Here is a 22265-nt window from a genome sequence, read left to right as displayed (position 1 = left end):
CTTAGCCGCCACTATGGGGCGGTGAAGGTCCACCACCTCAACTGCGGCACGATGCGCCCTCCGGGCGGGTTCCCCATCGTCTGCCACTGCCTGCTCCTGGAAACCCCGCGCGGCCTGTGCCTGGTCGACACGGGCTTCGGCATCGGAGAGGCGGCCTTCGGCGCCCTGCCCGGCTACTACCGCCCGCTGATCCGCCCCGCCCTGCTCGACTCCGAGGCGGCCGTCAACCAGGTGATCGCGCTCGGCTACGACCCGCGCGACGTGCGCGACATCGTGGTGACCCACCTGGACGTCGACCACGCCGGCGGCCTGCGCGACTTCCCCTGGGCCCGCGTCCACCTGCACGCCCGCGAGCACGCCGCCGCCACCCGCCCCGCCACCTCGGCCGACAAGGGCCGCTACCGGCCCAGGCAGTGGGCGCACGGCGTCGACTGGATGACCTACGACGACCTCGGCGGCGAGACCCTGTTCGGCCTGTCGGCCATCCGCCCCCTGCACGACCTGCCCGATCTGGCGCTGGTGCCGCTGGCGGGCCATTCGCGCGGCCATTCGGGGGTGGCGGTCGACACCGGCTCGGGCTGGCTGCTGCACGCCGGCGACGCCTACTGGTTCCACGGCGAGGTCGCCTCCCCGCCGCACTGCCCGCGCGTGTTGTCGCTGACGCAGCGGCTGCTGGCGACCGACCACCGCCAGCGCCTGGAGAACGTGGCCCGGCTGCGGGACCTGCCGGAGGAGGTCCGGGTGTTCAGCGCCCACGACCCACACGAACTCGACCGCTTCTGACCACGCGGGCCCGCGCGGCCGGTGGCCGGATCGAGGTCCACGTCGACGGCGAGAAGGCGGCGGGGAAGGGCCTGACGGAGGCGGGGACCGGGCAGCGGGTCGCCTCAGGCGTTCCGGGGCAAGATGAGCGGGATCGGCGGCAGGCGGCGCACGAAGGCGCCGTACCCGTCGACCTGCATGAGGTCCGCCGGTGCTCCAGGTCCTGGCGGCGCGTTCGGCTTCGTCGAGGGGGTGTATGACGGGCCTGGCGTACCCTGGTGGGGCGCGCTCAGGGCGCGACCGATCCGCGGGAAGGGCCGAGCCCACCTGATCGCTTCACCAGCGCCACGGCCCGACCTCTTTCCGGCCTGATCATGCGGATGCCAGGCCAGACGGAAACGAGGTTGTGATGTCCGTTCGTCGTCTGCCGGACAACCCGAGCATCGAGTGGCTCCGCAAGCAGGCCAAGACCCTGCTTAGGCGGCCTTCCCCCGAGCTGGTCACCGAGTTCCACCCCCGGCCGCCCCGCGTTCTCCAGCTGGCCGATGCGCAGCTGGTGATCGCGCGCATGTACGGATTCGCGAGCTGGCCCCGGCTCAAGGAGCACCTCGACACCGTCGCCCGCTACTCCCGCTCACCCCACCTGGTGCACCCCGTCGGCGACCTGCCGGGCGAGTTCCTGCGGCTCGCGTGCCTCACCTACGGGGCCGATCATCCCGGCCGGACCCACGAGGCCGACCTGCTGCTGGCCCGCCATCCCGACCTCGCCACCGCGAACGTCTTCACGATGGCGGCCACCGGCTCCGCCGACGCCCTGGCCGAGACGCTGGCCGCCGACCCCGCGCTGGCGCGGGCTCAGGGTGGGCCGTTCGGGTGGGAGCCGCTGCTCTACCTGGCCTACGCCCGGCTCGCGGAGCCCGGTGACTGGGTGGGAGCGGCGCGGCTGCTGCTCCGCCACGGCGCCGACCCCGACGCGGGGTTCCTGTGGGACGGGCTGACGTCGCCGTTCACGGCGCTGACCGGGGCGTTCGGCGGCGGGGAGGGCGACCAGGCGGCGCATCCGCAGGGGCCGGCGCTGGCACGGCTGCTGCTGGAGGCCGGGGCCGACCCCAACGACGCCCAGACGCTCTACAACCGAGGGCTGGGCGGTTCGTTCTCCGACGACGTGTCCCATCTGGAGCTGCTGCTGGAGTTCGGCCTCGGGGCCGGTCCGGGCGGGCCATGGCATCGACGGCTCGGCCCGACGTTGTCCTCACCCCGGCAGCTGCTGCGGGAGGAACTGGCCACCGCGGCGTTGCGGGGCGGCCCACGGCGGGCGCGGCTACTACTTGCACACGGCGCCGATGTCGACGGGCGCGGGAACCATCCGGCGTTCGGCGGACGCAGCCCCTACGAGCTGGCGCTGCTCAACGGGCACACCGAGGCCGCCGAGGTGCTCGCCGCCGCCGGGGCGTCGGCGGAGCTGGAGGAGATGGACGCGTTCGTCGCGGCGTGCCTGCGTGCCGACGCCGCCACCGTGGCGGGGTTCGGGCCCGAGGTGCTTGCACGGGCGCTGGCCGGGTTCCCGGGGCTTATCAACCGGGCGGCCGGGCTGGGCAAGACGGAGGCGGTGCGGCTGCTGGCGCGGCTGGGGTTCGACGTCGACCACCGGGCGTCGTCGACTCCGTTGCACGAGGCGGCGTGGAACGACGACGTCGCGACGGTGAGAGCGCTGCTCGAACTCGGGGCTGATCCGGGGATCCTCGACACCCGGTTCGAGGCCACACCGCTGGGCTGGGCGGAACACGGCGGCAAGCTCCGGGCAGCGGCCGTGCTCCGGGAGGCATCGGAACACCGGGAGGCGTCGGCACACCGAGAAGCATCGGAAGGGCCGGAGGCATCGGAACGGCCGGAACGCAGGAAGGCGATGGAACGGCAGGAGCGGCCATCTGGGTCGAGCTGAGCGGGCGGCGCTCCAGCGGTCTCGGCGGCCCTGGCGGGTTCTGGCGGCGCTGGCGGCCTTGGCGGTTCTGGCTGTGCCGGCACCGCAGGGCGCCGCCTGCCGCCAAAGCCGTGATTGACGCGGCGATGGACGTCCGCAGACCCACCTCTTACCGCACGCGTGCTGGAAGCCACCACCCTTGCCTACCTATCCCACGCGCGTTGGAACGCCCTCGGCCATGACTGGCTGGAGCGGGCCATTGCCTACACCGAAGCGCCGCGCAAAAGCGTTTCGGACCGGTTACCCGGCTCCGCCCCCACCCGGCGCGACGGTCCTCGGCCCACTCGATGACACCGACCTCTCCGCCACCCGCCGGCGACGGCACCGTCGTCGGAGCCGGCCCGTTCCATCAGCTGGCCGACCATCTCGACCAGCATGGCCGCCGCCACCGTTGCGACCAGGTTCTGTGATCGACGCGCATAACCGGCTGCCGGCCCCCGAGGTACTGCCTCGACCACGGTGACGTCGGGCGCGGTTGCCGATGTCCCCACGACCGGACCCCTGACCAAGGCCAAGATGGCCGAACGGGCGGCGGTATGGGAGGCGTCCGCTTCCTCGGGCCTTCCGCTGACCCAGGTCGGCATCATCGGCGTGGCCGTGCATCTTCTTCTTCGTGATGGTCCGCATCAGACGTTTGACGAGCGCCTTCTCTTGCACGGATCAGTCACCCGGCTCGCACCGGGTGACTGTCTTCTTTTCCGGCCAGGGCGTGTATCGAAAGCGCCGGTCACAGCGAGGCAGGGGTAAACCGCTACTTCAGCGGTGGAGGTGGCGAGTACGGTGTGGCCGTGGCCGGTGATCGCGTGCGGCGGCGGCTCACGGAGACGGACGCGAAGGAGCGGATGGTGCCAGGCGCTGTATTGCGAGGGGTGACTCTGGACTGTGCCGACCCGCAGAAGCTGGCGAGCTTCTACGGTGCACTGACCGGGATGCGCGAACTCTTCAGTACGGACGAGTTCGTCGCTCTGACGAACGACTCCGGCTGTGATCTAGGGTTCCAGAGGGTTGACGGATACCGGGCTCCGCAGTGGCCGGGTCAGGACGTGCCGCAACAGTTCCACCTGGATTTCCGCGCTGACGACCTTGATGCGATGGAAGAGCTGGCTCTGAAGCTCGGCGCGGCCAAACCGGACCATCAACCCGGCGACGGACATTGGCGGGTACTCCTGGATCCGGCTGGCCACCCCTTCTGCCTGACGTCTTCGTGACATCACCGCCGTAGCGCTCAGGCTTGGGCGATCGGTTCATCAGCTGCTGGCCGCCTCGGAGAGGGTCACAGCCACTCGTTGATGCCCGCTACCAGTACGGTTGTCTCGTAGCGGACCGAACCCGGAACCGTATGCCGTCGATCTGCTGCCGCCGGGTCGATATCGGTGGCTTCGTGCCCTTCGGTGACAGCAGCTCCAGCACGGCGTCCGTCAGATCTCTACGCGGCACAAACAAAGCAAACCCGAGATCCACTTTCGGCACAGGCCCTAGGACGTGTCTTCAAAGGTCATAACCAGAGCAGTAGCGATGCGAGGGTGACCACGGCGGTGTAGGACGTGGCGGTCTTGTCGTAGCGGGTGGCCAGGCCGCGAAACTGCTTGAGCCGGTTGAAGCAGCGTTCGATGACGTTGCGGCGGCGGTAGATGTCCCGGTCGAAGGCCGGTGGCCGCCCGCCGTTGCTGCCGCGCCGCTTGCGTCCGGCGATCTGATCTGCTCGCTCGGGAATGGTGTGGCTGATGCCGCGACCTCGCAGATACCGGCGGATGGCGCGGGAACTGTAGCCCTTGTCGGTTACCAGATGATCTGGGCGGGTGCGTGGACGTCCTGGTCCGATCCGGGCCACCCGGATGCCGGCCAGGACCTGGATCAGGCGGGTGCAATCGTTGACGTTCCCGGCGGTGACCAGCACCGACAGCGGGCGGCCGAGCCCGTCGCAGGCCAGGTGGATCTTGTTGGTCAGTCCGCCACGGGATCGTCCCAGGGCGTGATCCGCTGGACCGGCACCCGGCCGGTGCCCCCTTTTCGGGCTCCGGCCGCGTGCTGATGGGCCCGGACGATGGTGGAGTCGACCGCCACCAGCCAGTCGATGTCCCCGGCGGCATCGGCTCTGGCCTGGGCCGCCGACAGCATCGCGGTGAACGTGCCGTCCAGCGCCCACCGCCGGAAGCGGGTGTAGAGCGTCCGCCACGACCCGTACCGTTCTGGGACGTCACGCCAGGCGCTGCCGGTGCGGATCTTCCACACGATCCCGTTCAGCACCCGCCGGTCATCTTCACGCGGACGCCCCATCCGACCAGGCGGGAGTAACTCCTTGAGCGCGTCCCATTCCTGGTCGGTCAGCTCATGACGACGAATCACTCCATGATGATCCCGTACAACCTAGATCACTTTGAAGACACGTCCTAGTAGCGGTTCGTCCTGGCGTCGAGGGCCAGGCCCGCGTCGATCACCTTCGCCGGGACCTTCAGCCCCATCTGGTCCTTCGCGATCCGTCCCAGAGAGGGCAGGCTGCCGCGGTCGGGCCAGGTGTCCGGCTTCCACAGGGACGAGCGCAGGAACGCCTTCGCGCAGTGCATGTAGAGCTCCGTCACCTCGACCACCACCGCCAGCCGGGGCCGCTTGCCCTGCACGACCAGGTCGTCGAAGAACGGCGCGTCCGACACGAGCGTCGCGGTGCCGTTGACGCGTAGCGTCTCGTTCATGCCGGGCACGATGAACAGCAGCCCGACGTGGGGATTACGCAGCACGTTCCGCAGACTGTCGACTCGGTGGTTCCCCGGCCGGTCGGCGAGCACCAGGTGGTGGTCGTCCAGCACGAGCACCGACCCGGCGGGGTCACCGCGCGGTGAGACGTCACAGGTCCCGTCGGCGTCGGCGGTGGCGAGCAGGACGAAGGGGGAGTGCGCGATGATCGTGCGCGCGTGGTTGTCGATCCGGGCGATGTCCTTGTCCCAGGCGGTCTGCGGAGGCTCTTTGACGATCTCCCGCAACTGCTCCTCGGTCTCCACCGTGCGCATCTTCATGCGACTAAGGTAACCCTAACCTGGCCGGGGAAAGGTCCTGTCGTGGACGTGAAAGTCGGTGACGTCCTCTTGGGGACGGTCCTGCAAGACGGAGTGCTGCTCGACGGCGACCTCGCCGGCGTCCCCGCGGCGATCGGCCCACTGGACGCCTCGTGGCAGGTTCCCGCCGAGGAGGTCCTCCAGGTCGGCCGGCGCATCACCGCCGAGGTGATCGCCGTCACCGACGGCCGCGTCGCGTTGTCCTCGGCCGCGACCGAGAACCCCGACTTGTGACCTCCCTGAACCCGGGAGACCTCCTTACCGGGACCGTGGCCGCCATCCAGCGCCTCGGCGTGTTCGTGGCACTGGACGACGGCCCGCCCCACCCCGCCTACCCGGGAGCCGGTTGTCGTGGCGGCACGTCGAGGCGATCTCCGACGTCGTCCAGGTCGGAGACCGGATTACCTGTTCCTTCATCTGCATGGACGCCACCAACGGCGAAGCGAGAATCTCGCTCGCGTAGGCATTCCTCGCCGGTCACGTGGACGGCCGGCCCTACGACGGCAGGGTCACCAAGGTGGTTCCTTTCGGCGTCTTCGTCTGGATCGCCGACGGGGTCGAAGGGCTGTTGCTCGAGACGTCACACGAGATCGGCGAGCGGCTCACGGTCTGGGCCGCGCGGGTCGAGCCCGGCAGGCGACGCGTCCTCCTCACCCGCGAGCGCCCGTCGTCGGCTACACCCCCAGTTCGCGTCTCACCTTGAGGTAGGTGCGCCGGGGCAGGAGCGAGGCCGAGCCCCACGGTAGCCATTCCGGGATGCGCATCGGCAGGTCGGTCATGATGCGCCGGGCGCGGTCGTGGTCGCCGCCGTAGTAGAAGGCGGCCCCGAACAGGTGGCGGGCCTCGGTCGTCATCGGGTGGTCGTGCGGGGCGCTCATCCACCGGTCGGTGGTCTCGGCCAGTTCCCGCTGTACTTCGGGGCGGCTGAAGTGGCTCTTCACGATCAGTTCGTGGTCGAGCTGTCCGTCGTCGGCGAGCATCCGGCGTTCGGCGATCTCGAAGTGGGCCAGGGGCAACATCGCGACGACGGGGTCGCCCGTCTCTGCCGTCAGGGCGGTCTCCTTGGCGAATTCGTACGCCTCCTCGTTGGAGCCGCGCCACTTCTCGCACAGGGTTTGGAGACGGGCGTGGCGGCCCGCCCACAGCGCGGGATCCCTGGCTTCCGTCTCCGCCCAGAACCCGTCGAGGTCGGGGCGGGGCAGACTCATGCCGAGCCCGAACCACTGGAGGCACTGCCACGGCACCGGGTCGTCCGGGACCAGGTCCGCGGCGGTGAACAGCGGTTCGGCCGCCGTCTTCAGGACTTCGCGGAAACCCCGGAAGGCGTCTTGGGTGACGTATTTGGCGTAGCCGCCGCCTCGGATCTCCCATGCGAGGCTGACGCGGGCACTCCCCAGCCAGAGCAGCGCGTCGGGGTCGTCGCCGAACTTGCCTGCCAGGACGTCGAGGTGCCCTCCGACGGCCTCACCGAGCCGCGAGACGCGCAGAGCCCGCAGGTCGTTACGGCCACGCGCCTGCTTGATGAGCCTCAGGCCGAGGTCGAGGTTGCCGTCGCTCACCCGTTCGAGCGCTTCGGTCAAGGGCGGGTCGTACCAGACGTCCCCTACCCCGACACCACTCCTGCGCTCGCTGCGGGACATCGCCCACCAGATCAATCTTCCTAAAACCACCGCACATACATACCGTGACTGGCCAGGAGAACAGAACTCCTCGACGATCCACCGCGACGGGACGCGCTCGCCCCCAATCCCGGAGATCAGCCCGGCCTCGCTCGCGCTGTGGGCGGCGTTCGTCCATCCTCGGCCTGCGATGACGCATGCGGCGCCCACAAGATTGCGCGGGAGCCCGAGGTCGCGCACCCACACCCGTCGTATCGGCCAGGCGGGTGCCACCCCCAGCGGGGGTGGCCCTGTCCAGGTAGGCGTAGCCCCAGCGGCGTCGTCACCGGCCTTGGGCTGTCGGCCGCCACGACGGCGTCGAGGAACCGGGCGGGGTGCGCGACGATCTTGTCGGGGGTCATCTCCGGCACGTCACCGGGAGCGGGGAGGTCGTCACCGGAACCGGGGGCGATCCGGATCCGGGCGCAGTCGTCGGAGCCGACCCGGACATCGTCGTCGATCTTGTGTTTATGCGTCTTGGAGTGGTCGCACGACCCGGTCGGTCGGCGCGGGACCGCGGTCGCAGATTCCGTCGGGTCCCGCGTAGATCTTGCCGCCCTGCACGCTGTCGTCATTCGTCATCCCCCCGACGGCCCGGCCGGTGCCCTGTCCGTCGTTGCGGGGGGAGGGGACGCGGCCGGTTGGCGCCGGGTGCGGGGAGGACGGGCGGCGGCGGGCGGGGCCGCAGTAGGCGGAGCCGTAACGGAATGAGCTTTTCAGCGCAGGGCGGCGCCGAGCGGAGTGTCTTCGGCGGGGTCCAGATGCGGGTCCAGGGTGATCGGGAGCTGGGACATGAAGCGGGGGCGGGTGCCGTGGTGGGTTTGGGCGGCGTGGACGAGGAGCGGGTGGCAGATGTAGACGTCGCCCGGCTGGCCGGTCGCATGGGCGAGGGGGCGGTGGCGGCTGGCCTCATCCAGGCGGGGGCCGTAGGCCATCAGGTCGACCTCGTCGTCGCCGAGCAGGGCGGCGGTGTCGCGCTGGGAGCCGGCGCGGATGCGGGTGGGGGCGTCGTCGGGGCCGACTTCGGAGAACAGGGTGAGCAGCAGCAGGCTGCGGGAGCGCACCGCGATCTTCGACCAGTCGGGGGCGGCGTTGAGGTCGATGTGCCAGCCGGTGTCGCCCGCGTCGGGCAGGTCCGGGAACCGGACGGGGATGTTGCCCAGGGTGGTGCGGCCGCCCCAGCGGCCGGGGCCGGCGATCTGGTCGAGGGCGGCGGCCAGGCGGGGCGAGCCGATCATCTGGCCGAACGGGCCGAAGCCGACGGCGTCGGCGGTCCACACGACGGGCTGGGTCCAGCCGGCCGGGTCGTCGGGGGACAGGCCGATCTGCTGCCACAGGATCGCGCGGGCGGCGTCGGCGACCTCCCGGGGGACGATCGCGGGCAGGTGCAGGAAGCCGTCGCGGGCGAAGGCGGCCAGGTCGGCGGGGGAGAAGGGCGCGGACATGGGGGCGAGGCTAGCGATCCGCCGGGGTCGCCAGCCAGCGATTTTGCGGCTGGGCGGGGCGGCAGCCACCCGACCTGTCGAAACCACGCCCTGGGGCGCGGCAAGCCGGCTTTCTATCCGCGCTAGACCAGTGTGAGCTGGCGGTCGGGGGAGCGGCGGCGTTTCCACTGTTTGGAGGTCTTGCCGATGCCGTAGGCGGCGGCCAGGGACTCGACCTGGGCGGCGATGCGGGAGCGGTAGTCGGGCGGGGTCAGCGGGCCGCCGCCGTAGAGGTTCTCGTAGCGCGGCACCAGGCCCGGGTGGTCGCGGGCCAGCCACGCCAGGAACAGGTCGCGCGCGCCCGGCGGCAGCCGCAGCACCCCGGGCACCAGGGAGACCGCGCCCGCTTCGGCGGCGCGTCGGACGGTCGCCTGCAGGCTGTCGGGCGAGTCGGTGATCAGCGGCAGGATGGGCGCCATCAGCACCCCGCACGGCACGCCCGCCTCGTTGAGGGCCGCGCAGATCTCCAGGCGGCGCTGCGGGGAGACGGCGCCGGGTTCCAGGCCGCGCCGCAGGCGGTCGTCGACGAAGCCGACCGACACCGCGACCGACACGCGGGTGACCTTGGCCGCTTCGCGTAACAGGGGCAGGTCGCGCAGGACGAGCGGGCTCTTGGTCAGCACGGTGAAGGGGTTGCCGGCGTCGGCCAGCGCCTTGATGATCTTCGGCATGAGGCGGTAGACCTCTTCGGCGCCCTGGTAGCAGTCGCCGTTGAGGCCCAGCGCGACCGGCTCGCCCCGCCACTTGGGCGCGGCCAGTTCCCGGCGCAGCCGGGCGGCCAGGTCGGTCTTCACCACGATCTTGGTGTCGAAGTCGTCGCCGGTGTCGAGGCCCAGGTAGCGGTGGCCCTTGCGGGCGGCGCAGTAGCGGCAGCCGGTCTGGCAGCCGCGGTAGGGGCTGAGGGCCCAGGCGTAGGGGAGTTCGGCGGCGGCCGGGACGGGCTCGATGGCGGTGCGGGCGCTCACCTCGTAGCAGGTGAGGTCGCCGAACTCGCGGGTGATCGCCTGCCGCTCGACCCGGGGGCGCGCGGGCCCCGGCTCGTGCAGGGTGGGTGCGTCCCAACGCATGCCGACCAGTAGAACACGCATTCGACCCTTCTCGCCAGTCGGACGCGCACACCGATACCGTGTCACAAAAGGTGCAAATAACTCGAAAGGAACAGCTGTGGCGTGGATTTTCCTGGCGGGAGCCATCGTGTCCGAGGTGCTCGCCACCACCGCGCTGAAACTCAGCAACGGCTTCTCCCACCGCCTGTGGTCGGTCGTCGTGGTCGTCGGCTACGTCGCCTCCTTCGCGCTGCTGTCGCGCGCGCTGAAGCTGCAGATGCCCGTCGGAGTCGCCTACGCCGTCTGGGCCGGCGTCGGCACCGCCGTGATCGCCTCCATCGGCGCGCTGTTCCTCGGAGAGACCATGACGCTGGTCAAAGCGGGCGGCATCGCCCTCATCATCGGCGGCGTGGTCCTGCTGAACCTGTCCGGATCGCACTGACATAGGGTCGGAAGGGTGATCTTTCATCTCGCGCTGGCCTCCGACTGGGCGCACGCCCAGAAAGACGGCGAATACCGGATCTCCACCCTGGGCCGCACCCTGGAGCAGGAGGGCTTCATCCACGCCTCCCGCGACCTGCCCCAGGCCCGCGCCGTCGCCACCCGCTTCTACGCCGAGGTCACCGAACCGCTGCTCCTGCTGCACATCGACGACACCCGCCTGGGCGTCCCGGTCGTGCTGGAGGCCCCCGAAGGCACCGCCGAGCAGTTCCCGCACATCTACGGGCCGCTCCCGGTCGACGCGGTCGCGGCGGTGACCCCCTTCAGTCTCCCCGCGTGACCGCGCCCGCCTCGTAGGCGACGATCGCCGCCTGGACCCGGTTGGCCACCCCCAGCCGGGTCAAGATCGCGCTCACGTACGTCTTCACGGTCCCCTCGGTCAGCCGCAGCGACCGGGCGATCGCCTGGTTCGACAACCCCGCCCCCACCAGCTCCAGCACCTCGCGTTCACGCGGGGTCAGCACCGCCACCCGGCCCCGCGCCGCCGCCGCCCGCCCCGAGTCGCGGTTGTTCAGCTCGGCGATCACCCGGGCGGCCACCTTCGGCGACAGATACGCCGCCCCGCCCGCCACGGCGTGAATGCCGGCCAGCAGCTCGCGCGGATCGCCCGACTTCAGCAGGAAACCGCCCGCGCCGACCTTCAGCGCCCGCGCGATGTACTCGTCCTCCCCGAACGTCGTCAGCATCACCACCCCCGTCGCCGGGCAGGCGCGGCGGATCTCGGCGGCGGCCGCCAGCCCGTCCAGGACCGGCATCCGGATGTCCATCACGACCACGTCGGGCCGGTGCGCCAGCGTGCGCTCCACCGCCTCGCGCCCATCCCCGGCCTCGGCGACGACGTCGATGCCCGGATCGGCGTCCAGGATCGCCCGCACCCCGGCCCGGATCAGCATCTCGTCGTCGGCCAGCACCACCTTGATCATGACGGGACCTCGTCGGGCAGGCCGGCGCTGATCTCGAACCGGCCCTCCTCCACCCGCGCCGCGAACGTGCCGCCCGCCAGCCGCACCCGCTCCGACAACCCGACCAGGCCCGTGCCCGGCCGGCCCGCCTCCGCGCCCGGCTCCACGTCGTTGCCCACCCTCACCGTCACCCGCCCCTCCCGCCGCTCCAGCGCCACCGTGACCGGCGCGCCCGGCGCGTGCTTGGCCGCGTTCGTCAGCCCCTCCTGCACCACCCGGTAGACCGCCCCCAGCGGATCGGCGCCCGCCAGGTCGCCGTCCAGCCGCACCGTCATGCCCGACGCGCGCGCCCGCGCCACCAGATCGGCGATGCCGCCCGCCCGCGCGTGGGGGAGCAGCGTCGCCGGTTCGTCCTGCGCCCGCAACATCCCGATCACCCGCCGCAGCCGCTCCGTCGCGTCCCCGGCCGCCTCCCGCAACCCGGCCGCCGCCTCCCGGTGCCGGGCCGGCAGATCGGCCGCCATCTCCATCGCGCCCGCCCGCAACGCGATCAACGCCAGCTCGTGCCCCAAAGAGTCGTGGACGTCCTGGGCGATCCGCGCCCGCTCCCGCAGCCGCGCCTGCTCCTCCACCATCAGCCGCTCCCGCAGCCGCCCCTGACGGCGATGGCGCACGCTGCGCCCGGCCGTCCACGGCAGCAGACTGCAGATCAGCACTCCCGACAGCCCCGACACCCACACGTTCGGCTCCGCCGACGGCACCGGCCCCAGCGTCGAGACCGCCGCGCACACCCCGCCCACCACGACGATCACCCCATACAGCCACACCGCCGGCCGGGCCCGCTCCATCCGCATCCCCGCCAGGAAACTCAACGTCATCACCGCCGGCGTGAACCCGTTGATCGGCCCGATCTTCGCCGAGTGGTTCATCGGCCACAACTGCACCGTCGCCAGCGCCTCACTGGAGGCCCACGGCCCCGTCAGCAGCACCACCACCAGCGCCGCCACCGGACGCGCCCGCGCCAGCGCCACCGCCCCCGCGATCACCAGGCAGCCGGCCACCACCGACACCACCAGCACGTTCCCCGACTGCGGCCGCCAGTCATAGGGGTTGACCGGCGCGAACACCACCGGAACACACAACACCAGCCACAACGGCACGTCTCTCAGGCGCGGCACCCCAGCACGCTACCCCGCGCCCCGACCCCCCGGCCTCATCCCCAGGTCGCACCCCACCCCTGCCGAAAGTCAGCCCCCACGCCCCACCATCGCCGGATCCGGGCCCGCCCCGCCCGCCCCTAGGGTCGGCTGACATGACCGATGCCATCATGACCTTCCTGCACGACGTGATGACATCACCGTGGATCTACGCCGCCATCCTGGCCATCTCGGTGATCGACGCCTTCTTCCCGGTGGTGCCCAGCGAAACCGCCGTGATCACCGCCGGCGTCTTCGCCGCCGCCGCCGACGCCCCCGCCCTCGGCCTGGTCATCGCCGCCGCCGCGACCGGGGCGTTCATCGGCGACAACATCTCCTACCAGATCGGCCGCGCCGGAGGCGCCCGCTTCCAGAAGCGCGCCGCCATCCGCTGGGCGCACGCCGCCTTCGAGGAACGCGGCGGCCTGCTGCTCGTCGTGGCCCGCTACATCCCCGGCGGCCGCACCGCCGTCACCCTCACCACCGGCGTCGTCCGCTACCCGCTGCACCGCTTCGCGTTCTTCGACGGCCTGGCCGTCGTCTCCTGGGCCCTCTACTCCGCCATGATCGGCTACATCGGCGGCGCCGCCTTCGAGGACAACCCCTTCAAGGGCCTGCTCCTCGGCCTCGGCATCGCGCTCACCGTGACCGCGGTCGTGGAGATCGTCCGGTACGTCCTGCGCCGCCGCCGGCCCGCCCCGCAGGAGAGCGGCGAGCGCCCCCGCGAACTCGCTCAGCCGTAGACGCGCAGGAACTCCGGGGGAGCGGTCCGCCACTCGGGGACGTCGAGCCGGTTCAGCGCCGCCACGATCGTGCGCTCCTCGTAGGCGAAATGCGAGGTCACGATCGCCGCCAGCCCCGCGATCTCCCCGGCGATCCGCTCATCACCCGGCTGCCGCGCCAGGTCGGCCAGCCGGGCCAGGATCCCGGAGATCATGTCGTGGTCGCGCCGCAACAACGCCAGCGTCGGCCCGAGCTCGGGGAAGTCGGCCTCCAGCGCCGGAAACCCCCGCGTGTCCTCACCCACGTGATGGCGCTCCAGCGCCGTGCAGAACGCCACGCAGTGGACCCGCAGGTCACGCCCCGCCAGCTCACCGCCGACCAGCCGATCGAGCTCCTCCCGCAACCACAGGTGCACCTCGACGAGCTGAGTCCCGAACGCCGCCAACCGCCCGACCGGGCCCGAATCCGAATAAGACATACGGCCGCCCACTGTAGCGCCTACACCAGCAGCAGCTTCCCGATCCGCCGCGACGCCAGCCACAACCCCGCCACCGCCATCACCCCCAGATAACCGGCGTGCACCAGCAGCACCCACCCCGCCGGCCCGACCGCCAGCCCCCGCACCAGCTCCACCGCGTGATACAGCGGCGTCAACGACACGATCACCTGAAACACCGCCGGATAGTCCTGCACGGGGGAGAAGGTCCCCGAAAACAGGAACAGCGTGAACTGGCCCGTCGTCAGCAGATCGAAATCCTGCCACCCCCGCAGGAACGTCGAGATCGCCATGCCCACCGCCCCGAACGCCACCCCCACCAGCGCCGTCGCCGGAAACGCCGCCAGCGCCCCACCCGCCGACGTCAACCCCAGCGCCACCATCACGACCAGGAACAGCACCGTGTAGAACAGGCAGCGCACCAGCGCCCACGTCAGCTCACCCAGCGCGATCTCCACCGGCCGCACCGGCGTCGCCAGCACCGCGTCATACGTCTTGGCGTACTTGAACTTGAAGAACACGTTGAACGTCGTCTCGGCCAGCGCCCCCGACATCGCCGACACCGCCAGCATCGCCGGCGCCACGAACACCGCGTAGTCGACCGCACGCCCCCCGACCGGGACCGTCCCGACCAGCGCCCCCACCCCGACCCCGATCGACAGCAGATACAGCAGCGGCTCGAAGAACCCCGACAACAACACCAGCCAATAGGCCGGCCCCGACCGCAACGCCCCCACGTTGCGGCCCAGCACCGCCCCCACCCGCCGCACCGACACCCCGCCGGCACGGTGGTTCCGCCGGGCCGCCACCCACGCCGTCATCATCGCGTCACACCGCCAACCGGCGGGCGAACCCGCGCATCGCGAACCAGCCGCCCGCCACCGTCCACGCCACCAGGCACGACAGATGCGCCCAGATTGGCCACGGCGGCGCCACCCCCAGCGTCGCCGCCCGGCACAACTCCACCCCATGCCACAACGGCGACACCCACGCCAGCCACTGCGCCACCACCGGCAGCTGCGCCACCGGGAAGAACACCCCCGAGAACAACGTCATCGGAATCATCACGAACCGAAACAACAACGCGAAATAACCGTCGTTGTCGATCCGCGCCGAAAACCCCATCACCGGCAACGCCGACGCCACCACCACCGCCGCGCACACCAGCGGCGTCACCACCGACCACCACGACCGCAACCCGCCGAACGCCACCACGACCAGCAGGAACACCACCGTCTGCGGCAGCACCCGCACCACCATGAACAGCACCTGACCGGCCACCATGTCACCGATCCGCACCGGCGTCGCCCGCATCGCGTGATACCCCCGCGACCACTTGAAATCGCCCAGCACCGGATAGGTCGTCTCACCGATCGCCATCTGGAACGCCGTGGACGCCATCACCCCCGGCACGATCCACTGCAGATACGACACCCCGCCGAGCTCACCCACATAACCGCCGACCCCGATCCCGATCGACACCAGGAACAACACCGGCAGCACGAACGACGACAACGCCGACGCCCAGAACAACCTGCGATAAAGCGACAGATGCCGCTCCAGCACCGCCACCGTCGAATGCGCCATCAGTCGACCAGCGTCCGGCCCGTGAGATGCAGGAACACATCCTCCAACGTCGACCGCCGCACCAGCACACTCAACGGCGCCAGCCCCCGCCGATGCACCTCCGCCACCGCCGCGTCACCATCACGCGCATACACCAGCACCCGATCAGGCAACGCGTCGACCCGCTCACCCACCCCGTCGAGCTTCCCCGCCACATCCCCGCCCCCGGAGAACCGCAACTCCACCACCTCAGGCGTCGAATACCGCCCGATCAGATCCCGCGGCGACCCCTCCGCCACGATCCGCCCGCCGTCCATCACCACCAGCCGATCACACAACTGCTCGGCCTCATCCATGTAATGCGTCGTCAGCACCAGCGTCACCCCCTGACGCTTCAGCTGATAAAGCCGCTCCCACAACAGATGCCGCGCCTGCGGATCAAGCCCCGTCGTCGGCTCGTCGAGCAACACGATCTCCGGATCGTTCACCAGCGCCCGCGCGATCGTCAGCCGCTGCTTCATGCCCCCCGACAGCGGCTCCACCTTCCCCTTCGCCCGATCGGCCAGCTGCACGAACTCCAGCAGCTCACCCGCCCGCCGCCGCGCCTCCGCCCGCGACAACCCGAAATAGCGCGCATACGTCGTCAAGTTCTCGAACACCGACAAATCAGTGTCGAGATTGCCCAACTGCGGACACACCCCCAACCGCCCCCGGATCGCCACCCCGTCACGCACCGGATCCAACCCCAGAATCCGCAACTCACCCGCCGTCGGCGGCGACACACAACTGATCATCCGCATCGTCGACGACTTACCGGCCCCGTTCGGCCCCAGAAAACCGAACGCCTCACCCCGCTCCACCGACACGTCGATCCCGTCGACCGCCGTGAACTCCCCGAAGCGTTTGACCAGCCCACGCGCGACAATCAACGGTTCCTCAGCCACAAAACCCGACCCTAGCCCCGCCCACCGACAATCCCGCAACGCCATTTCCCCGACCCGACAAACCCGTCAAGCCGCCCACGTCCTCCGCCGCCCCGACCACCTCGGCCACCAGCGGAACGCCCACGCCCGTGCCAGCACCGCCCACGCTGACGACCTCCTCAGTGCCGAACCCCTAAGCGGAAAGCTCGATCCGCCCGGCGCTGTCCTCCAGGTCGGAGGTCACATCCCGTCGCCGCCGACCCCGCCCACGAACTCCGCACCTTCACTCTCCAGCCGCCACCCGCGCCAACCGCTCCAGCGACCACCGCAACGCCGCCGCCATCACCGGCCGCACCACCACCCACCCCGCCCGGCCGACCACACCCAACGGCAGATCCAGGTCCTCCACCCACTCCACCCGGCTCCGCCCACCCGGCAACGGAGAAACCCGGAACACCCCGCCCCCGCGCACCAGCGCCCCCGTGTGACGAACCTCCACCACCGACCCCGGCACGAACGCCGTGATCTCCATCGTGTCCGTGAACCCCACCGGACCCACCCCCGTGAACGCCGACAACCGCGACCCCGCCCCGCGCCCGTCACCTTCCGTCACCCGCGCATCCGTCAGCAACATCCACTCCCGATGCCGCGGCCAATCCGTCATCACCGCGAACAACCGCTCCGCCGGCACCCCCGCCTCCGCCGACACCGCCAACCGCACCGCCATGACCGCCCCCTCATCCGATCTCGAGACGACAGACCCCTACCCCACCTGACAGAACCTGGCAACAATCACCACGACGATGCACCCATGCACGCCACCGGAACCTTCGACATCACCACCTGGGACACCCTCGCCACCGACGAGCACCCCGGCGCCACCATCGCCCGCCACCGCCTCACCAAACACTTCACCGGCGACCTCACCGGAACCTCCACCACCGAAATCCTGACCGTCGCCACCCCCGACGGCCCCGCCGCCTACACCGGCCTCGAACACGTCGACGCCACCCTCCACGGCCGCAAAGGCACCTTCGTCCTCGCCCACAGCGCCGGCGGGGGAGCGGACGGCACCCCCTGGATGCGCTGGGAGATCGTCGCCACATCGGGAACGGGGGAACTGACCGGCATCACCGGCTCCGGCCAGATCATCAACGACGACGGCCACCACTACACGCTCGACTACACCCTCGGTACATAACAGACTTCTTTCCGTTACGGCTCCGCCTGGCCGGCACCGACCACCGTCATGCATCCCGGCCGGGGGAGCGGCGGCAACCGGCCGCTCTGGTTACGCACCGTCACGCCCACGGAGCGACCGAACTCACCGGGGGGAGCGAGGGCCGAGACGTTTCCCCGCCAATCGCTTCACAAGCGCCGGAGGTTGACGGCCAAGGCAGGACAGGAAGGGGACGCGCCATCAACGCGCCGCAAGCCGCTGTCAAAGCAGCCGGCGGCACGCAGGAATCCTCAGGCCAGGGGATTCCGAGATCAAACAGCGCAGACGCGCCTTCGGCCTTGAGCCCGGCCGAAGCATGCGATGCGGAGGAGATCACGGTCGCTCGGCGATAGGCCGCCCATGACCCGTGACGGCGCGGCACCAGCACGGCCGGTTGCCGCCGCGCACCCCGCCGCCGCACGCGGCGGGCGGGGCCGGCCCGGCGGGAGCCGTAACGGAAAAAGAGCCTGAACGTGGAGGAGCCCCCCACCCAACCACGGGAAAGAGGGCCCCTCACCACGTACCGGCACCGGCAGGCGACGGGGGACAGCCGCGCGCGGGTCACCGCCGTAACCCGCGCGGCCGTCACCACCAGCGACCCCGGACAAGGTGGTCGACACCGCCGCGACCGACCACCCGAAAACCAGCGCCACCCATCCCGCCGACACGTCATGCCCGCCGAAAGCCGGACGAACGGCGATGTTCACCTTCGCCGCCCGCCACGGTCAATCCCGAGACCCGCTCACGACCCGACCGAAACGCACCACGACCAGCACAACCGCGCCCACCCGCGCCGCCCGGCGGGCTGAACCTTTCACCTCCACCAGCTAACTTGACATAATGTTCATTATCGAGCAGGCAAAGGCGTCGTAAGATCACCGTCATGGGCAACGTCGGACCCACCGAAATCCTCGTCCTGCTGATCCTCCTCGGCATCATCGCCGGCATCGTCCTGCTCGCTGTCAGAGCCGCCGGCGGACGACCCCGCGCCCAAGTCGCCTACTGGGCGCCCGGCGTCATCCCGCAGATCGCCGAACCCATCCGCGACCGCGTCCGCGACCTCGGCGCCGAGGGACGCGTCCTGGAAGCGATCAAACTCGTCCGGCAGGAAACCGGCCTCGGGCTCCGCGACGCCAAATTCGTCACCGAATCGATCATCGCCGGCCGCTACCTCCCCACCAGCACCGAACGCGCCCTCCAGACCGGGCCCGACCTGGCCGGGCGGGTCCGCGAGCTCAAGGAGGCCGGGCGGACCGAGCAGGCGATCTTCCTGGTGCGCGGCGAGACCGGCATGAACCAGGAACAGGCCGAGGCGTTCGTCGGCCTCATCTGAAAACCCCTTTATCGGGCAAAGATGTCTATACCGTACAGAAGGTGAATTCTGTTTGGTATAAGACATCGGTCAAAGGAGCACCACGGGCTGCTTCGTGAGCCGCACGTCGCGGGTCGCGATGCCGGCCCGCGACCTCCTGACGTCGCGCAATTGGCGGCGGGCTCCATCGGGTCTCCGCCGGGATCGTTGGTGATCCTGACCGACCCGTCGGGCGCCGGGAAGAGCACGCTGCAGCGCCTTCACCAGGTCGGTCTTGGTGTCACGCCGGGCCCCACATCGGTCGAGCATCACGAACAGTCATCCGCCAGCGGCTCCGACGGCGGTCGTCGAACAGGAGCTCCACGCTCGTGTTCACCGGGACCGCCACCCACCGGAAGATCCGCAGGCCATCCACACGCCCCATGGCGAAAACCGGCCAGATCGACGTGGGCGCCAAGCTCATCTACCGGGCTTCCCCTATGGCTTCTCAACGCCGAGAGACGTTCTCCCAACCTCGCCGTCTATGCCAGGGGGGCGTCTGGCTCTGCTCACCCATGTGACCGTCAATGCTCATGAGAAGGCCCGGCGGCTGCATCCACAACCCGGTGCGGTCGATGGTGTCGCCGGGAGTCGTGGTGACGGCATCTCAGTTCGTCGCCTCGCGGACGTCTTTTCCCTGCTCAGCAAACGCCTTGAAGTCCTGCATGTGCTGGAGCGACTGTTTGCGGAAGGCGCCGGGCATCAGTTGTCCGACCAGCTTCATCAGGATGCCGCTCGTCGTCGGTGAGGAAGCGGGCGAGGGTGAGCAGGGCCAGGTCCCAGCCGACGCCGCCGGCGCCGGGGCCGTAGACGGGGAAGGAGGGCTCCCCCATGACCGCTGCGTGGATGAGTTCGAGTTCGGTGTCGCCGGTGGGTCCCGGGGTCAGGCGCACGTGTACTTCGCTGGTGCCGGGCCAGGCGTCGGGTCCGTAGAGCCAGGAGACCTTGAGCAGGTGTGGTGGTTCGCACTGGAGGATGTCGCCGTGTTCGCCGCTGTCGAGGTGGAACTTTCCGCCGGGCCGGAGGTCGCCGGTGATCGTGTTGAGCCAGCGGCGTAGGCGTTCGGGGTTGGTGATGGCGTCCCAGACGTCGTGGATGTCGGCGTCGTAGCGGCGTCGTAGTTCCACGGTGTAGGCGTCGCCGGCGGGCACGGTGCCGTTGCCCATCGTGCGGTGCACGGCGGCCAGTTCGTCGAGTACGTCTTTCATGTCATTCCTGTGTGGGTGGTGGGCCGCCGGCGGGGCGGGTGCGTCTGCCTCGGGCGAGTTCGGTGCTCAGGGCGTCGAGGCGGTGTTCCCAGGATCCGCGGAACCGGTCGAGCCATGTGTCGATCTCGCGGAGTGGCGCAGGCTCGACGGTGTAGAAGCGGCGGGCGCCTTCGGCGCGCACCGTGGCGAATCCGCTGTCGCGCAGGACGCGCAGATGCTGGGAGACGGCCGGTTGGGAGATGGCGAATTCGGCGCGGATGACGTCGGTGATGGCTCCGGAGGTCTGTTCGCCGTCGGCGAGGAGTTCCAGGATGCGGCGGCGCACGGGGTCGCCGAGGATGTCGAACGCGTGCACGACGGTTATCGTACCGTTCTGCACTTATATAAGTAAAGGCTGATATATCGGTGCCGTGCCTGAGGGCGAGCGCGACATGTTCACCCGCCCCGACTTCCTGCGCTACCGGGTGGTGCTCAACTACACCTACCTGCACCTGACGGGGCTGGGCCTGACCCCGCTCGACCGGTTCCGCGCCTGTCATCTGCTCGCGAACGCGGTCGAGGAGGTCTACGGCGTGTCGGGCCTGGAGTCGATGCGCCGCTACGCGCGCGGCTGACGGCTATTTCTCGTCGACCCAGAAGGTGTCGTGGCGGACGAAGAACTCCTGGTCGGTGCGGCCGGAGGCGGCCCATTCGGCGATGCCCTCGAAGTAGGCCTCGCGGGGCGCCCCGGGCGAGAAGATCAGCAGCAGGCTGGCCGGTTCGCCGGATTCGTTGCGGAAGCCGTGGACGCCGCCCTCCGGGACGTGCACGAAGTCGCCGGGCACGGTGGTGATCCATTCCTGCCCGTTGTAGATGCGGACGGTGCCGGTGAGGATGAAGAACGATTCGGTGAGGCTGCGGTGGAAGTGCGGGGCGGGGCCGCTGGGTTTGGCGCCCATGTCCCAGCGGTAGAGGCCGAACTTGCCGTCGGTGGTCGCGCCGGTCGCCAGGTAGGTGCAGCTGCCGCCGTTGGCGTAGGCGATGTCGGGCGGGGCGCCGTGCGGGAGGTAGGTGGCGGTGATCTCCCCGGTGTCCCCCAGGTAGCGCGGTTCCGGATATGTCATGTTATCGATCATGCCACTGAGCTGGGATTGTCGGTGGCGGGGGTTAGGGTCTGGGGTCATGCGTCCGGCGGAGCTGAATCGGTTGTCGGTGGAAGAGGCGGCGGATCGTTATGTGGAGCTGGTCCGCGCCAAGGTGGTGACGGGCGGGTTGTCGCGCGCGACGGCGGAGGTGTACGCGCGTGATGTGCAGACCTTCGTGCGGCTGTCGGCGGCCTGCCGGTTGTCGGGGGTGCTCGACGACCTGTCGGGCGACGACGTCGACGCGGTGCTGCTGGCCTTCGCCCGCAAACCCGACGAACGGCGCAAGACCGCCTCCGGGGAGCTGCAGAGCGCGGCCTCGCAGGCGCGGTTCCGGCGGTCGGTGTCGGCGCTGTTCAAGCACGCGGCGCTGGCCGGGTGGGTGCAGCTGAACCCGATGGCGGCCGCGACGGTGGTGGCGCGCGAGCGGGGCGGGCTGCGGGCCGAGCGGCGGGCGCTGACGCGCGAGCAGGCGCAGGGCCTGATCGGCGCCGCGGCGGCCCCGGAGGCGGGTGAGGAGGGGCGGGGGCGGCGCGACCAGCGGACCGAGGTGCGTGACGCGCTGATCGTGCTGCTGCTGACGATGGTGGGGCCGCGCGTGTCGGAGCTGGTGCGGGCGAACGTGGAGGATTTCTACACCAACGACGGCGAACGCTACTGGCGGATCTTCGGCAAGGGCGGCAAGACGCGTGACGTGCCGCTCCCCCGCCTGGTGGCCCACGCCCTGGCCGCCTACCTGGAGGTCCGCACCGGGGAGGAGAAGGCGTTGTTGTTGTCGTGGCGGGGGCGGCGGCTGGCGCGCGGCGACGTGCAGGGCGTGATCGACCGGGTCCAGGCGCGGGTCGATCCCGAGCGGCGCCGCTCGGTGACCCCTCACGGGCTGCGCCACACCACCGCGACGCATCTGCTGGCGGGCGGGACCGACATGGACGCGGTGCGGCGGGTGCTGGGCCACGGCGACCTGAGCACGCTGGGCCGCTACCGCGACGAGCTGCCGGGCGAGCTGGAGGCGGCGATGCGCGCCCATCCGCTCGTGCACGATACGGGTGTCTAGGGCGGGCGGTAGAAGGCCGTATAA

26 protein-coding genes are annotated in these 22265 nt (G+C 70.4%); 11 read left to right on the top strand and 15 right to left on the bottom strand.

Features of this window, described 5'->3' with window-relative positions; translation table 11 throughout:
* The first annotated feature begins 21 nt into the window (after nucleotides 1-21).
* The 3 genes from AW274_RS24165 to AW274_RS24155 all read left to right on the top strand — a co-directional run bounded on the left by AW274_RS24165 (nucleotide 22) and on the right by AW274_RS24155 (nucleotide 3951).
* The gene (locus AW274_RS24165; protein ID WP_062436542.1) at nucleotides 22-783 is read left to right on the top strand and encodes an MBL fold metallo-hydrolase; all 762 of its coding nucleotides are present in this window, start codon (nucleotides 22-24) and stop codon (nucleotides 781-783) included.
* A 388-nt stretch (nucleotides 784-1171) separates the two neighbouring features.
* Nucleotides 1172-2704, top strand: coding sequence for an ankyrin repeat domain-containing protein (locus AW274_RS24160; protein ID WP_063813576.1), 1533 nt, complete (start codon nucleotides 1172-1174; stop codon nucleotides 2702-2704).
* Nucleotides 2705-3531: 827 nt separating this feature from the next.
* Nucleotides 3532-3951: a VOC family protein gene (locus AW274_RS24155; protein WP_232320322.1), complete on the top strand. Its 420-nt coding sequence runs from the start codon at nucleotides 3532-3534 to the stop codon at nucleotides 3949-3951.
* 287 nt (nucleotides 3952-4238) lie between these two features.
* Here AW274_RS24155 and AW274_RS39465 read toward each other — a convergent pair.
* Together AW274_RS39465 and AW274_RS24140 are read right to left on the bottom strand one after the other, a co-directional pair.
* A protein-coding gene (locus tag AW274_RS39465) for an IS5 family transposase (RefSeq protein ID WP_439648792.1) occupies nucleotides 4239-5086 on the bottom strand; the annotation gives its coding sequence in 2 pieces (ribosomal slippage) (nucleotides 4239-4721 and nucleotides 4724-5086; 846 coding nt in all).
* 47 nt (nucleotides 5087-5133) lie between these two features.
* Nucleotides 5134-5754 carry a pyridoxamine 5'-phosphate oxidase family protein gene (locus AW274_RS24140; protein WP_062436539.1) on the bottom strand — a complete coding sequence of 207 codons (621 nt, stop codon included), beginning with the start codon at nucleotides 5752-5754 and terminating at the stop codon, nucleotides 5134-5136.
* A 42-nt stretch (nucleotides 5755-5796) separates the two neighbouring features.
* Here AW274_RS24140 and AW274_RS40530 point away from each other — a divergent pair, with 42 nt between their 5' ends.
* On the top strand, nucleotides 5797-6027 hold the full coding sequence (locus AW274_RS40530; RefSeq protein ID WP_062436538.1) for a hypothetical protein: 231 nt from the start codon (nucleotides 5797-5799) through the stop codon (nucleotides 6025-6027).
* Nucleotides 6028-6467: 440 nt separating this feature from the next.
* Here the strand turns inward: AW274_RS40530 and AW274_RS24130 are convergent, their stop codons facing one another.
* The 3 genes from AW274_RS24130 to AW274_RS24120 form a co-directional block, all read right to left on the bottom strand.
* Nucleotides 6468-7373, bottom strand: a complete 906-nt coding sequence (locus AW274_RS24130) for a hypothetical protein (RefSeq protein ID WP_062436537.1) — start codon at nucleotides 7371-7373, stop codon at nucleotides 6468-6470.
* A 794-nt stretch (nucleotides 7374-8167) separates the two neighbouring features.
* Nucleotides 8168-8896 carry a phytanoyl-CoA dioxygenase family protein gene (locus AW274_RS24125; protein ID WP_062436536.1) on the bottom strand — a complete coding sequence of 243 codons (729 nt, stop codon included), beginning with the start codon at nucleotides 8894-8896 and terminating at the stop codon, nucleotides 8168-8170.
* Nucleotides 8897-9018: 122 nt separating this feature from the next.
* Nucleotides 9019-10023 (bottom strand): radical SAM protein, encoded by a 1005-nt coding sequence (locus AW274_RS24120; RefSeq protein ID WP_232320320.1) that lies wholly within the window; start codon nucleotides 10021-10023, stop codon nucleotides 9019-9021.
* Nucleotides 10024-10099: 76 nt separating this feature from the next.
* Between AW274_RS24120 and AW274_RS24115 the strand changes: the two genes are divergently transcribed.
* Both AW274_RS24115 and AW274_RS24110 read left to right on the top strand, forming a co-directional pair.
* A complete protein-coding gene (locus AW274_RS24115; RefSeq protein WP_062436534.1) occupies nucleotides 10100-10423 on the top strand; it encodes a DMT family transporter in 324 nt (107 codons plus the stop codon).
* A gap of 15 nt (nucleotides 10424-10438) precedes the next feature.
* Complete coding sequence (locus AW274_RS24110; RefSeq protein WP_062436533.1) at nucleotides 10439-10762, top strand: DUF952 domain-containing protein; 324 nt, start codon at nucleotides 10439-10441, stop codon at nucleotides 10760-10762.
* On the opposite strand, the gene AW274_RS24105 is transcribed toward AW274_RS24110, so the two are convergent.
* Both AW274_RS24105 and AW274_RS42705 read right to left on the bottom strand, forming a co-directional pair.
* Nucleotides 10746-11405 (bottom strand): response regulator, encoded by a 660-nt coding sequence (locus AW274_RS24105; protein ID WP_062436532.1) that lies wholly within the window; start codon nucleotides 11403-11405, stop codon nucleotides 10746-10748. The two genes, AW274_RS24110 and AW274_RS24105, sit on opposite strands and share 17 nt — an antisense overlap.
* Nucleotides 11402-12562, bottom strand: coding sequence for a sensor histidine kinase (locus tag AW274_RS42705; RefSeq protein WP_157520691.1), 1161 nt, complete (start codon nucleotides 12560-12562; stop codon nucleotides 11402-11404). The genes AW274_RS24105 and AW274_RS42705 overlap by 4 nt, the downstream gene beginning before the upstream one ends.
* 134 nt (nucleotides 12563-12696) lie before the next feature.
* Here AW274_RS42705 and AW274_RS24095 point away from each other — a divergent pair, with 134 nt between their 5' ends.
* A complete protein-coding gene (locus tag AW274_RS24095; protein WP_062436530.1) occupies nucleotides 12697-13323 on the top strand; it encodes a DedA family protein in 627 nt (208 codons plus the stop codon).
* Here the strand turns inward: AW274_RS24095 and AW274_RS24090 are convergent.
* The 5 genes from AW274_RS24090 to AW274_RS24070 form a co-directional block, all read right to left on the bottom strand.
* Entirely contained in the window at nucleotides 13314-13781 is a 468-nt protein-coding gene (locus tag AW274_RS24090; RefSeq protein ID WP_062436529.1) for a hemerythrin domain-containing protein, read from the bottom strand. The two genes, AW274_RS24095 and AW274_RS24090, sit on opposite strands and share 10 nt — an antisense overlap.
* A 20-nt stretch (nucleotides 13782-13801) precedes the next feature.
* A complete protein-coding gene (locus AW274_RS24085; protein ID WP_157520690.1) occupies nucleotides 13802-14623 on the bottom strand; it encodes an ABC transporter permease in 822 nt (273 codons plus the stop codon).
* A gap of 4 nt (nucleotides 14624-14627) precedes the next feature.
* Entirely contained in the window at nucleotides 14628-15371 is a 744-nt protein-coding gene (locus AW274_RS24080; protein ID WP_198169380.1) for an ABC transporter permease, read from the bottom strand.
* Between the two features lie 14 nt (nucleotides 15372-15385).
* Entirely contained in the window at nucleotides 15386-16309 is a 924-nt protein-coding gene (locus tag AW274_RS24075; protein ID WP_232320319.1) for an ABC transporter ATP-binding protein, read from the bottom strand.
* Between the two features lie 262 nt (nucleotides 16310-16571).
* Complete coding sequence (locus tag AW274_RS24070; protein ID WP_062436524.1) at nucleotides 16572-17015, bottom strand: SRPBCC family protein; 444 nt, start codon at nucleotides 17013-17015, stop codon at nucleotides 16572-16574.
* 84 nt (nucleotides 17016-17099) lie between these two features.
* Here AW274_RS24070 and AW274_RS24065 point away from each other — a divergent pair, with 84 nt between their 5' ends.
* Together AW274_RS24065 and AW274_RS24060 are read left to right on the top strand one after the other, a co-directional pair.
* On the top strand, nucleotides 17100-17489 hold the full coding sequence (locus tag AW274_RS24065) for a DUF3224 domain-containing protein (RefSeq protein ID WP_062436522.1): 390 nt from the start codon (nucleotides 17100-17102) through the stop codon (nucleotides 17487-17489).
* A gap of 901 nt (nucleotides 17490-18390) precedes the next feature.
* On the top strand, nucleotides 18391-18840 hold the full coding sequence (locus AW274_RS24060; protein ID WP_062436521.1) for a hypothetical protein: 450 nt from the start codon (nucleotides 18391-18393) through the stop codon (nucleotides 18838-18840).
* A gap of 659 nt (nucleotides 18841-19499) precedes the next feature.
* On the opposite strand, the gene AW274_RS24050 is transcribed toward AW274_RS24060, so the two are convergent.
* Nucleotides 19500-20066 (bottom strand): SRPBCC domain-containing protein, encoded by a 567-nt coding sequence (locus tag AW274_RS24050; RefSeq protein WP_083974737.1) that lies wholly within the window; start codon nucleotides 20064-20066, stop codon nucleotides 19500-19502.
* A gap of 1 nt (nucleotide 20067) precedes the next feature.
* Nucleotides 20068-20421 carry an ArsR/SmtB family transcription factor gene (locus AW274_RS24045; protein WP_062436517.1) on the bottom strand — a complete coding sequence of 118 codons (354 nt, stop codon included), beginning with the start codon at nucleotides 20419-20421 and terminating at the stop codon, nucleotides 20068-20070.
* Nucleotides 20422-20476: 55 nt separating this feature from the next.
* Between AW274_RS24045 and AW274_RS24040 the strand changes: the two genes are divergently transcribed.
* Complete coding sequence (locus AW274_RS24040; protein WP_062436515.1) at nucleotides 20477-20680, top strand: hypothetical protein; 204 nt, start codon at nucleotides 20477-20479, stop codon at nucleotides 20678-20680.
* A gap of 3 nt (nucleotides 20681-20683) precedes the next feature.
* On the opposite strand, the gene AW274_RS24035 is transcribed toward AW274_RS24040, so the two are convergent.
* Nucleotides 20684-21169 carry a cupin domain-containing protein gene (locus tag AW274_RS24035; protein WP_062436513.1) on the bottom strand — a complete coding sequence of 162 codons (486 nt, stop codon included), beginning with the start codon at nucleotides 21167-21169 and terminating at the stop codon, nucleotides 20684-20686.
* A 58-nt stretch (nucleotides 21170-21227) separates the two neighbouring features.
* On the opposite strand from AW274_RS24035, the gene AW274_RS24030 reads away from it, so the two are divergent.
* On the top strand, nucleotides 21228-22241 hold the full coding sequence (locus AW274_RS24030) for a tyrosine-type recombinase/integrase (protein ID WP_062436511.1): 1014 nt from the start codon (nucleotides 21228-21230) through the stop codon (nucleotides 22239-22241).
* Nucleotides 22242-22265: the final 24 nt, after the last annotated feature.

This window comes from Herbidospora daliensis, assembly GCF_001570585.1.
Lineage (GTDB): Bacteria > Actinomycetota > Actinomycetes > Streptosporangiales > Streptosporangiaceae > Herbidospora > Herbidospora daliensis.
The sequence above is the reverse complement of the archived record's forward strand: the minus strand, read 5'-3'. Positions and strand labels throughout refer to the sequence as shown.

Excerpts from the sequence above, each read along its gene's own strand:
- AW274_RS24160 (WP_063813576.1), top strand. The coding sequence starts at position 1,172 with ATGTCCGTTCGTCGTCTGCCGGACAACCCGAGCATCGAGTGGCTCCGC.
- AW274_RS24140 (WP_062436539.1), bottom strand. The coding sequence starts at position 5,754 with ATGAAGATGCGCACGGTGGAGACCGAGGAGCAGTTGCGGGAGATCGTC.
- AW274_RS24125 (WP_062436536.1), bottom strand. The coding sequence starts at position 8,896 with ATGTCCGCGCCCTTCTCCCCCGCCGACCTGGCCGCCTTCGCCCGCGAC.
- AW274_RS24120 (WP_232320320.1), bottom strand. The coding sequence starts at position 10,023 with ATGCGTGTTCTACTGGTCGGCATGCGTTGGGACGCACCCACCCTGCAC.
- AW274_RS24105 (WP_062436532.1), bottom strand. The coding sequence starts at position 11,405 with ATGATCAAGGTGGTGCTGGCCGACGACGAGATGCTGATCCGGGCCGGG.
- AW274_RS24095 (WP_062436530.1), top strand. The coding sequence starts at position 12,697 with ATGACCGATGCCATCATGACCTTCCTGCACGACGTGATGACATCACCG.
- AW274_RS24090 (WP_062436529.1), bottom strand. The coding sequence starts at position 13,781 with ATGTCTTATTCGGATTCGGGCCCGGTCGGGCGGTTGGCGGCGTTCGGG.
- AW274_RS24085 (WP_157520690.1), bottom strand. The coding sequence starts at position 14,623 with ATGATGACGGCGTGGGTGGCGGCCCGGCGGAACCACCGTGCCGGCGGG.
- AW274_RS24070 (WP_062436524.1), bottom strand. The coding sequence starts at position 17,015 with ATGGCGGTGCGGTTGGCGGTGTCGGCGGAGGCGGGGGTGCCGGCGGAG.
- AW274_RS24065 (WP_062436522.1), top strand. The coding sequence starts at position 17,100 with ATGCACGCCACCGGAACCTTCGACATCACCACCTGGGACACCCTCGCC.
- AW274_RS24060 (WP_062436521.1), top strand. The coding sequence starts at position 18,391 with ATGGGCAACGTCGGACCCACCGAAATCCTCGTCCTGCTGATCCTCCTC.
- AW274_RS24050 (WP_083974737.1), bottom strand. The coding sequence starts at position 20,066 with ATGAAAGACGTACTCGACGAACTGGCCGCCGTGCACCGCACGATGGGC.
- AW274_RS24035 (WP_062436513.1), bottom strand. The coding sequence starts at position 21,169 with ATGACATATCCGGAACCGCGCTACCTGGGGGACACCGGGGAGATCACC.
- AW274_RS24030 (WP_062436511.1), top strand. The coding sequence starts at position 21,228 with ATGCGTCCGGCGGAGCTGAATCGGTTGTCGGTGGAAGAGGCGGCGGAT.